Origin of the sequence: Burkholderia sp. Cy-637, from assembly GCF_011753175.1 — a bacterium.
GTDB lineage: Bacteria > Pseudomonadota > Gammaproteobacteria > Burkholderiales > Burkholderiaceae > Burkholderia > Burkholderia gladioli.
In genome coordinates this window covers 1-10,086 of the sequence record NZ_VWWC01000215.1, presented here as the reverse complement: position 1 = coordinate 10,086, position 10,086 = coordinate 1, and the positions used below count along the sequence as shown (strand labels likewise).

6 protein-coding genes are annotated in these 10,086 nt (G+C 69.6%); 2 read left to right on the top strand and 4 right to left on the bottom strand.

Annotation, left to right across the window (positions count from 1 at the left end):
* Window positions 1-528, bottom strand: a 528-nt coding sequence (rsxB, locus tag F3J10_RS31975; protein ID WP_167243773.1) for an electron transport complex subunit RsxB, incomplete at its 3' end; no start/stop codon positions are given.
* Window positions 529-770: 242 nt separating this feature from the next.
* Between rsxB and F3J10_RS31970 the strand changes: the two genes are divergently transcribed.
* The gene (locus F3J10_RS31970; RefSeq protein ID WP_025096530.1) at window positions 771-1,403 is read left to right on the top strand and encodes a TetR family transcriptional regulator; all 633 of its coding nucleotides are present in this window, start codon (window positions 771-773) and stop codon (window positions 1,401-1,403) included.
* Between the two features lie 115 nt (window positions 1,404-1,518).
* Here the strand turns inward: F3J10_RS31970 and phaZ are convergent, their stop codons facing one another.
* Entirely contained in the window at window positions 1,519-3,078 is a 1,560-nt protein-coding gene (gene phaZ, locus F3J10_RS31965; protein ID WP_167243772.1) for a polyhydroxyalkanoate depolymerase, read from the bottom strand.
* A gap of 233 nt (window positions 3,079-3,311) precedes the next feature.
* A complete protein-coding gene (locus F3J10_RS31960) occupies window positions 3,312-5,141 on the bottom strand; it encodes a glycoside hydrolase family 15 protein (protein ID WP_025096528.1) in 1,830 nt (609 codons plus the stop codon).
* 219 nt (window positions 5,142-5,360) lie between these two features.
* On the opposite strand from F3J10_RS31960, the gene F3J10_RS31955 reads away from it, so the two are divergent.
* On the top strand, window positions 5,361-6,569 hold the full coding sequence (locus tag F3J10_RS31955) for a lactonase family protein (RefSeq protein WP_167243774.1): 1,209 nt from the start codon (window positions 5,361-5,363) through the stop codon (window positions 6,567-6,569).
* Window positions 6,570-6,828: 259 nt separating this feature from the next.
* On the opposite strand, the gene F3J10_RS36595 is transcribed toward F3J10_RS31955, so the two are convergent.
* On the bottom strand, window positions 6,829-10,086 hold a 3,258-nt coding region (locus tag F3J10_RS36595), incomplete at its 5' end, for a DNA translocase FtsK (protein ID WP_275691716.1).

Sequence of the window (10,086 nt, the reverse complement as noted above, 5' to 3'; positions counted from 1 at the left end):
GCGCGCCTCGGCGGCCTCGCGCTCGCGACGCTGGCGCGCCACGTGCTGGTCGTGCCGCGCGCGCGCCGCGTCGGCCTGCTGCTGGGTCCAGGCATCCCAGCCGGTGTGCTCGCCGGTGACCGGGATCATCGCGATGCAGTCGACGGGGCAGGGTGCCACGCACAGGTCGCAACCGGTGCAGAGCTCGGCCACCACCGTGTGCATTTGTTTCGGAGCCCCGACGATCGCGTCGACCGGGCAGGCCTGGATGCACAGCGTGCAGCCGATGCAGAGCTGCTCGTCGATCACGGCCAGCGGCCGCGGGCGCTCCTCGCCATGCTCGACGGCCAGCGGGATCACCGGCTTGCCGAGCAGATCGGCGAGCCGCTCGATGCCTTCGTGGCCGCCGGGCGGGCATTGGTTGTAGTCGGCGCTGCCGTCGGCGATCGCCTCGGCATACGGACGGCAGCCATCGAAGCCGCACTTCGTGCATTGTGTTTGGGGCAGCAGATCTTCGATGCGATCCGCGAGTTTTCTGGTGTCGGTCACGGTGACGGCGGGGCTGGGCGCGCGCCAGGGCGGGGTGGATCGGCGCGGCCCGAATGGTTCGGCAAAGCGCAATTATCGCCGATTTCCCGCCTTGCGCTCGGCTGCGCCTGTGCGCATAATCAAGGCGCATTTTTTGCTCGACCGCAGCAGGTGCCGCCGCCTACCCGGCCGGTCGGCGCCCCCGGTGCCGGAGGCGTGTGAGGCGCACCGGCAGTGCCGACAGGATCACGCGGGCCCAACCCATGAATCAGCCAAAAATCAAAAGAGATCCCGAAGGAACGCGGCGACGCATCCTGCAAGCCGCCGCCGAGGAATTCGCCAGCGGTGGCCTGTTCGGCGCCCGTGTCGACCAGATCGCCCGCCGCGCCGAAACCAACGAGCGGATGCTCTACTACTATTTCGGCAGCAAGGAACAACTGTTCACGGCCGTGCTCGAGCAGGCCTTCTCCGCCCTGACCGAAGCCGAGCGCGTGCTCGATTTCGACGGCGTGCCGCCGGTCGAGGCCGTCACGCGGCTGGCCCATTTCATTTGGGATTACTACAGGGATCATCCCGAGCTGCTGCGGCTCATCAACAACGAAAACCTGCATGAAGCGCGCTACATTTTGAAGTCGCCGCGCACGCGCGAGATGATCTCGCCGCTGGTGCAGACGCTCGGCAACGTGCTGGCGCGCGGGCAGAGCGCCGGGCTGTTCCGCTCGGACGTCGATCCGCTGCGCTTCTACGTGACCCTGTCGGGCCTGGGCTACTACATCGTCTCGAACCGCTACACGCTGGCCGCGATGCTCGATCGCGACTTCAGCACGCCCGACGAGCGCGCCGAGATGGTGCGCATGAATACCGACATCCTGCTCGCCTACCTGCTGCGCCGCTGATGCCTCCCGGCGGCGCGCCGCGCTTGGCCGCGATTGTCGTTTCCGAAAACAAGAACGCGCCGTTCGGCGGCATGAGCCGAACGGCGCGTTCTCGCGTCTGGCGACGCGGCTTGCCTCAGACCGTCTTGCGCGCGCGCGGCGCCCGCGCCGGCGAAACCTTGGGCGTGGTGGCGGGCTTCAGCGTCTGCTTCGCGGATTTTTTCGCGGCGGCCGATTGGCTGGCCGGCTGGGCGGCGGCGCGACGCGTGGCGGTCGAGCCGCGCTTGGCCGCGGCGGCGCGTCCCGCGCTCGAGGCCGTATCGTGCGCGCTGGCGCCGGCCAGCGCTTCGGCCGCTGCCGGCGTGCCCTGGACACCGTTGCCGGTGCCATGGCCGCCCGCCGAATCGTCGCTGCCCGGCGCCACCGGTGCCGCGGCGTCGGCGGTTTTCGCCGCCGGCTGGTGCTCGCGGATGAATTCGCGCAACTGCGGGTAGATGATGGTGCGCCAGCGGCGGCCCGAGAAGATCCCGTAATGGCCGCATTTCTCGGCGGTCAGGCTGCGGCGATGCTCGCCGGGAATGCCGGTGCAGAGTTCCTGCGCGACGTGGGTCTGGCCGCTGCCGGAGATGTCGTCGAGTTCGCCCTCGATCGTCATCAGCGCGGTGGCCTCGATGTCGGCCGGCTTCACGCGCTCGCCGCGCACGTCCCAGGTGCCCTCGGCCAGGCCGAACTCCTGGAACACGATGCGGATGGTGTCCAGGTAGTACTCGGCGGCCATGTCGAGCACGGCGTTGTACTCGTCGTAGAAGCGGCGGTGCGCCTCGGCATCGTCCTCGTCGCCGCGCAGCAGGCTCTGGTAGAAATCCCAGTGCGATTGCGCGTGGCGTTCCGGGTTCATCGCCACGAAGCCGGTGTGCTGCAGGAAGCCCGGATAGACCTGGCGGCCCTCGCCCGGGTAGTTGGCCGGCACCGTGTGGATCACGTTGTTCTCGAACCAGGCCATCGAGTGATTGGTGGCCAGCGAGTTCACCGAGGTCGGGCTCTTGCGCGCGTCGATCGGGCCGCCCATCATCGTCATGGTCAGCGGGGTGTCCTCGCCGCGGCTGGCCATCAGCGAGATCGCCGCCAGCACCGGCACGGTGGGCTGGCACACCGAGATCACGTGCAGGTTGCGCGCGCCGATGTGGCGGATGAATTCCTGGATGTAGTCGACGTAGTCATCGAGATGGAAGGCGCCCACCTCGACCGGCACCATGCGCGCGTCGATCCAGTCGGTGATGTAGACCTTGTGGTCCTGCAGCAAGGTGCGCACGGTATCGCGCAGCAGCGTGGCGTGGTGGCCCGACAGCGGCGCGCAGACCAGCACCACCGGCTCTTCCTTGAGCTGCCCCACCGCGGCGGAATCGTCCGCGTAGCGCTTGAAGCGCATCAGGCGGCAAAACGGCTTCTCGATGATGGTCTGCTCGACGATCGGGATCTGGTGGCCGTCCTTCTCGATCTGGTGCAGTTCGAATTCGGGCTTCTCGTAATCCTTGCCGAGCCGGTACATCAATTCGTAGGCGGCGGCCCAGCGCGTGGCACCGGGCATCAGCGAGAGCGGGCTGGACGGATTCGCGAAGGATTTCGAGGCCGCCTGGGCCCAGGCGGTCAGCGGACTCAGCAGCGCCCGCTGGAACTCGTGCATTTGGTAAAGCATGAAGAAGGCTCCCGAGGGGAGGACGTCGCGGGCGCATGGGAGGCCGCGGCGCGCGGTGGGGTCCGGGGCCGGACCGCGCGAGCGGCCGGCCAGTCGCGTCGATCATATCGGGTTCCATGCCATGCCGCAATGCAGCATTTTCCCCATGTCGGCCCGATCTTGCGAAGTTTGACGAATCGCGGTCCTGACTTCTTTTTGTCGCAAAACCCGCTGCCCGGAACCCCGGCGCGGCCTCAGCGGCCGTCGGTCTCGACCGCCATCGGCTGGCCGGCGGCCTGGGCCATTTCCTCCTCGTGGTGCATCAGGTTCATGGCCGTGTGGACCAGCGCGACGTGCGAGAAGGCCTGCGGGAAATTCCCGACCTGGCGGCCCTCGACGGGATCGTATTCCTCGGCCAGCAGGCCCAGGTCGTTGGCCAGCGACAGCAGGCGGCGGAACAACCGGTGCGCGTCGTCGATGCGCCCGAGCAGGGCGTAGTTGTCGACCAGCCAGAAGCTGCAGGCGAGGAAGGTGCCCTCGCCGGGCGGCAGGCCGTCGTCGAAATCGGTGGTGCGATAGCGCATCACCAGGCCGCCGTGCATCAGCTCGCGCTCGATCGCCTCGACGGTGCCCACCACGCGCGGGTCGGACGGCGGCAGGAAGCCCACCAGCGGCAGCATCAGCACGCTGGCGTCGAGCTCGTCGCTGCCGTAGCTCTGCGCGAAGGCCTGCTTGGTCTCGTTCCAGGCGTTGGCGCAGACGTCCTCGTGGATCGCCTCGCGCAGCGCGCGCCAGTGGTCGAGCGGCGCGGGCAGGCGGAACTGCTCGGCCGACTTGATGGCGCGGTCGAACGCGACCCAGGCCATGATCTTCGAGAAGGTGAAGTGCTTGCGGCCGCCGCGCGTCTCCCAGATGCCCTCGTCGGGCTCGCGCCAGATCTTCTCGAGATGGGTGAGCAGCGCGCACTGTACCGACCAGACCGTATCGTCGGCCTGCAGCCCGCCCACGCGCGCCAGGTGCAGCGCGGCCATCACCTCGCCGAACACGTCGAGCTGCAGCTGATTGGCGGCGTTGTTGCCGATCCGCACCGGCTTCGAATCCTGGTAGCCGGGCAGCCAGTCGAGCTCCATCTCGGGCAGGCGCCGCTCGCCGGCGATGCCGTACATGATCTGGATCTGCTCGGGCGAGCCGGCCATCACGCGGCCCAGCCAGGCGCGCCAGGCGCGCGCCTCGTCGTAGTAGCCGGCGCGCATCAGCGCGAGCAGGGTGATGGTGGCGTCGCGCAGCCAGCAGTAGCGGTAGTCCCAGTTGCGGGTGCCGCCGATGTGCTCGGGCAGCGAGGTGGTGGGCGCGGCCACGATGCCGCCGGTCGGCTCGTAGGCGAGCGCCTTCAGCGTGATCAGCGAGCGCCGCACCGCGTCGGCGTAGCGGCCCTGGATCGGGCAGCGCGAGGACCATTCGAGCCAGTGGTTCTCGGTGCGCGCCAGCATCGACAGCGGCTCGCGCGCCGGCGGCAGGCGCAGGTGCGAGGGCGCGTAGCCGAGCGAGAAGGGCACGCGTTCCTCGGCATGCACGGTGAATTCGGCGACGGTGCGCAGGTTCTCGCCCGCGAGCGGCACCGGGGTGCGCAGCACCACCGTGTCGGGGCCGGCGATCGCCTTCATGCCGGCCTCGCGCGACAGGCGCGTGACCCAGGGGATCGAGAAGCCGTAGTCGAAGCGCAGCACCAGCTCCATCTGCATCGGCACGTGGCCGCGCTTGCCGATCACGATGCGCACCAGCTCGGACCAGCCGTTGCCGGGCGGCATGAAGTCGACCACGGTGACGGCGCCGGTCTCGCATTCGTAGTCGGTCTCGAGGATCAGCGTCTCGCCGCGATAGCGGCGCGAGCTGGCGGTGATGCGCGCCTCGGCGCTCGGGCGGATCAGCCAGCGGCCGTGATCGGGCGTGCCGACCAGGGCGGCGAAGCAGGCGCCCGAATCGAAGCGCGGCCAGCAGAGCCAGTCGACCGAGCCGTCGCGTGAAATGAGGGCAGCCGTGTGTCCGTCGCCGACGAGTGCGTAGTCTTCGATGAGGGCTGGCATGGTGGGCAAATTCTCCGTGATGCTGACGTTTGGCTTTCCGGGCCGGCGCCATCGGTCGACGGCGGCGCACATGGCCCCTTATACTGCGCACGGACGAGGCGGGCAGGGCCGCTCGCATCGTTGAACAATCACAACACTTGAGGCGTTTCGGTGCAAGGAAGTTCCGACGGCCTGGCCGATCAGCACCGGCGCCGCGCCAAATTCGAGAGGTTCATGCGTATGTCATCGCTCAGGCTGGGTCACTGGATCAAGGGTTTCGCCGTGGTGCTGTCGCTGTCCGCGACACACGCGTTTGCGCAGGATACCGCCAATGCGCCGAACGATGCCGTCTACAACCTGCTGGTCGGCACCTATACCGATTCCGGCAGCGACGGCATCTACGTCTATCGCTTCGACACGCGCACCGGCGACGTGTCGACGCCGATCAGCTCGATCAAGACGGTCAACCCCTCCTACCTGCTGCCCAGCCGCGACGGCCGCTTCGTCTATGCCGTCAACGAGCTGCCGGGCGACAACGGCCCGGCCAGCCAGCGCGGCGGCGTGAGCGCCTTCGGCTTCGACGCGAAGACGGGCGCGCTGAATTTCCTCGATCGCGTGTCCTCGGAAGGGAACGATCCCTGCTACCTGAGCCTGTCGCCGGACGGCAAGTACCTGGTGACCGCCAACTACTCGGTGGCGGCCGACCCCGGCGGCAGCTTCACGCTGTTCCCGATCGAGGCCGACGGCAAGGTGGGCGCCTCGGTGCTGAACGTGCATCACGAGGGCAGCGGCCCGGTGAAGGGCCGCCAGGACGGCGCGCACGTGCATTCGACGGTGTTCTCGCCCGACGGCAAGTACCTGTTCGTGCAGGACCTGGGCGCCGACAAGATCTTCGAATACCGCTACACGCCGGACGGCACGCGCGGCCTGATCGGGCCGACCGAGTCGCGCTACACCATCGTGCCGCCGGGCACCGGGCCGCGCCACATGGTGTTCTCGCGCAACGGCCGCTTCGCCTATGTGACCAACGAGCTGAAGGGCAGCGTCGACGTCTACGGCTATCACGACGGCAAGCTGAGCCACCTGCAGGACGTCAAGCTGTCCGCGCCGGATTTCCACGGCCAGGAAGGCGGCGGCGCGCTGCACCTGTCGCCGGACGGCCGCTTCCTCTACGCGACCAATCGCGGCGATGCCAACGAGATCGTCGCGTTCCGGATCGACGCGGCCAACGGCAAGCTCGCCTTCGCCAGCCGCCAGTCGACGCTGGGCAAGACGCCGCGCGAATTCCTGATCGATCCGACCGGCAAGTGGCTGATCGTCGGCAACCAGGAAAGCGGCAGCTTCTACGTGTTCCGGCGCGACGTGACGAGCGGCAAGCTCGATCCGGATGCGCGCAAGGTGGCGCTGAGCAAGCCGGTCGATTTCAAGCTGGTGCCGGTGCAGCAGTAAGCGCGAGCGTCCCCGGACGAACGAACGGGCGGGTCACCCTGGTGGGTGAGCCGCCCGTTTTTCATGGCTTGAAGGATCGTAAGGAAGGTTGCGGACGCGAAGGTTGCGCGGGCAACGGTCGAGGGCGGCAGGCTGCCGGCGATGCTCCCGCCGGCGACGCCCCGGAGCAATTCCGGTGCCTCGCCGGTGCCTCGCGGCAAGGGCGGCCATGGCCCGCTCGTCGTCACGAAACGGCAAACGGAAGGCCCTCGCTCGGCCCTTATTCCGGCTGCGGCGGCGCCAGCACCTCGCGGCTGCCGTTGATGCCCATCGGCGAGACCAGCCCCGCCGTTTCCATCTGCTCGACCAGCCGCGCGGCGCGGTTGTAGCCGATGCGCAACTGGCGCTGCACCGAGGAGATCGAGGCGCGCCGCGTGCGCACCACGAAGGCGACCGCCTCGTCGTAGAGCGGATCGGCCTCGGCGTCCGGCGCGTCGCCGAACAGGTCCTGCGCGCCGCCGCCATCCGAGGACGGCCCGTCGAGGATGCCTTCCTCGTATTGCGGCTCGCCGAACTGCTTCAGGTACTCGACGATCCGGTGCACTTCCTCGTCGGCCACGAAGGCGCCGTGCACGCGCTGCGGGTAACCGGTGCCGGGCGGCAGGAACAGCATGTCGCCCTGGCCCAGCAGCGACTCGGCGCCCATCTGGTCGAGGATCGTGCGCGAGTCGATCTTCGAGGACACCTGGAAGGCCACCCGGGTCGGGATATTCGCCTTGATCAGGCCGGTGATCACGTCCACCGAGGGGCGCTGGGTGGCGAGGATCAGGTGGATGCCGGCCGCGCGCGCCTTCTGCGCGAGCCGCGCGATCAGCTCCTCGATCTTCTTGCCGGCCACCATCATCAGGTCGGCCAGCTCGTCGATCACCACCACGATCAGCGGCAGCGGCGAGAGCGGCTCGGGATCCTCGGGCGTGAGCGAGAACGGGTTGCCGATCTTCTTTTCCTTGGCCGCGGCGTCGCGCAGCTTCTGGTTGAAGCTGGCGAGGTTGCGCACGCCCACCGCCGACATCAGCCGGTAGCGCTTCTCCATCTCGCCGACGCACCAGTTCAGCGCGTTGGCGGCCAGCTTCATGTCGGTGACGACCGGCGCGAGCAGGTGCGGGATGCCTTCGTAGACCGACAGCTCCAGCATCTTCGGGTCGATCATGATCAGGCGCACTTCCTCGGGCGTGGCCTTGTAGAGCAGCGAGGCGATCATCGCGTTGACCGCCACCGACTTGCCCGAGCCGGTGGTGCCGGCCACCAGCATGTGCGGCGCCTTGGCGAGGTCGGTGACCACCGGGTTGCCGACGATGTCCTTGCCCATCGCGATGGTCAGTTGCGAGGCCGAATGCTGGTACTGGCGCGAGGCGAGGATCTCGGACAGGCGGATCATCTGCCGCTTGGCATTGGGCAGCTCGAGGCCCATGCAGGTCTTGCCGGGGATGGTCTCGACCACGCGGATCGAGGTCAGGCCCAGGCCGCGCGAGAGGTCCTTCATCAGGCCGACGATCTGGCTGCCGCGCACGCCGAGCGCGGGCTCGATCTCGAAGCGCGTGATCACCGGGCCGGCCGAGGCGCCGACCACCGTCACCGGCACCTTGAATTCCTGCAGGCGCTGCTCGATCACCTGGCCGGTCTGGGCCAGGTCGGCCTCGGAGATCGGCTGCATGTCGTCGGAGGCGGGCTCGAGCAGGTCCAGGCCGGGCAGCTCCACGTTCGAGGCGGCCGGGGCGCGGAACTCGAAGGCGTTCGGGTTCGGGGCGCGCGCCGCGGGTTGCGCGGGGGCGGGCGGGGCCGCCGGCGTTGCCTGGGCGGCGGCCGGCGCGGCGAAGGCGGAAGGCATGGCGAGCGGGGCTGCCGCGCCCGACGCGGGTTCGGTGCCGGTTGCGTCGGCGTTGCTTGGTGCCGGGGTGACGATGGTGAATTCGGACGTCGATGCCACCCAGGTATCGGTCGCGGTGCTGAAGCCCGACGGGCTCGCGATGATCGGCGCGGCCGGCGTCGCGCTGCCGGCGGGCGTGAAGATCGGCGCGCCGGCCGTGTAGGTGAAGCCGCCTTCGTCCGGGGCGGCTTCCTGCTCGATCGCGGGTTCGTCCGCCGGCGGTTGCGGCGCGGGGGACGGCGGCGTCGTGGCGAACGGTGCGCTTGTCGTCATCGATGCCGTGGTGCCGGTCGGCGTGCTCGTGGCCGGGCTGATGGCCGAGGACGTAGCCGGAGCGGTGGCTGCGGGCAGCGATTCCCATGGCGGGACCGCCGCGGCGTGTTGCGGTGCCGCCGCCGACGTGGAGGGCGAAGGCGCATCCGGGGTGGAGGTTTCGCTCCGGCTGACCTGTGCCTGGGGCGTGTCGACAGCTTGCGGACTTGCCGATGCCGCGAACGGGGTCGACGCTGGCGCGGCGAAGGCCGGGGGCGCGGGGACCGGGATCGTCGCGGGCAGGATCGGGGCCGGCGCTGGCGTCGTAGCGGGGGCTTCCGTGGCGGCGGGCGCCGGTGCCGTCGTCGCGGTGGGTACCGCTGGGATGGGCTCGCTGGTGATGGCCGAAGCTTGCGTCGCCGTCGGTTCCGCTTCGGGCTTCGTCGCTGCGAACGGTCTTGCCGGATCGGCCGGGATCGCCGTCGACGAGGCCGGCGAAGCGACGGTGGCGGCGATGCCTTGCGTGACCGATGCGGACGACGCTAGCGACGTGGTAGCCGTAGCCGTCGAAGCCGGCGAGTTGGGCGTCAGCGAAGCTGGCGTCGATGCCGCCGGCGCCGCGTTGCTGCTCGTCTCGGCCGGTGCCGTGCCGAAGGCGATCGGCGTTGCCGGTGTGATGGACGCGTTGTCGGCGGGTTCGATCGCCGGTTCGCTCGCAGCGGGCGCGGGCGGTGTCGTGGCGAGCGGCTCGTCTTCGAGCGACGCGAGCGGTTCGGCCGTCGTTTCGGCGATGACATCGGACGCGGAGGCGGCCCACGACGGCAGCGTCGGCGACAGCGCGTCGGCCGGCATGAAGGTGCTGATGTCGATCACCGCATCGCTGTCGTCGGTCTGGTCGGTCTGGTCGGCGACGGGAGCCGCGGCGGCATCGGCCGATGTCGCCATCTCGAACGCGAGCGGTGTTTCAGCCAGCGGCGCCAGCGCTGCCGGAGCCGGTGCCGCTTCAGCGGCGGGCTCGACCTCGAGCTCGGGCTGGGGCGCACGCGTGGTGAACATGCCGGCAGCCTGCGCGCTGCCTGCCGCGATTTCCGCGGCGGCGTCGCCGCGCGGCGCGACCGTGGTACCGGCCAGCGCGGCCCATTGCGCGGTGCTCGCGTCGATCGAGCGCAGCGTGTCCTGCAGGCTCGGCGAGGGTTCGACCGGCTGCACGGGTTTGTCGGTCCAGGCATAGAGCGGCGCGCGCGCCGGTTGCGCGGCGCGCCGGCGCTGGGCGGCGTTGGCATTCTGCGTCGACGCGGCCGGGCGCGTCGGCGTCCTGGCAGGCAGGTTCTGGGCCGCGGCGGGGCGGGCCGGCTGGGC

Excerpts from the sequence above, each read along its gene's own strand:
- F3J10_RS31970 (WP_025096530.1), top strand. The coding sequence starts at position 771 with ATGAATCAGCCAAAAATCAAAAGAGATCCCGAAGGAACGCGGCGACGC.
- phaZ (WP_167243772.1), bottom strand. The coding sequence starts at position 3,078 with ATGCTTTACCAAATGCACGAGTTCCAGCGGGCGCTGCTGAGTCCGCTG.
- F3J10_RS31960 (WP_025096528.1), bottom strand. The coding sequence starts at position 5,141 with ATGCCAGCCCTCATCGAAGACTACGCACTCGTCGGCGACGGACACACG.
- F3J10_RS31955 (WP_167243774.1), top strand. The coding sequence starts at position 5,361 with ATGTCATCGCTCAGGCTGGGTCACTGGATCAAGGGTTTCGCCGTGGTG.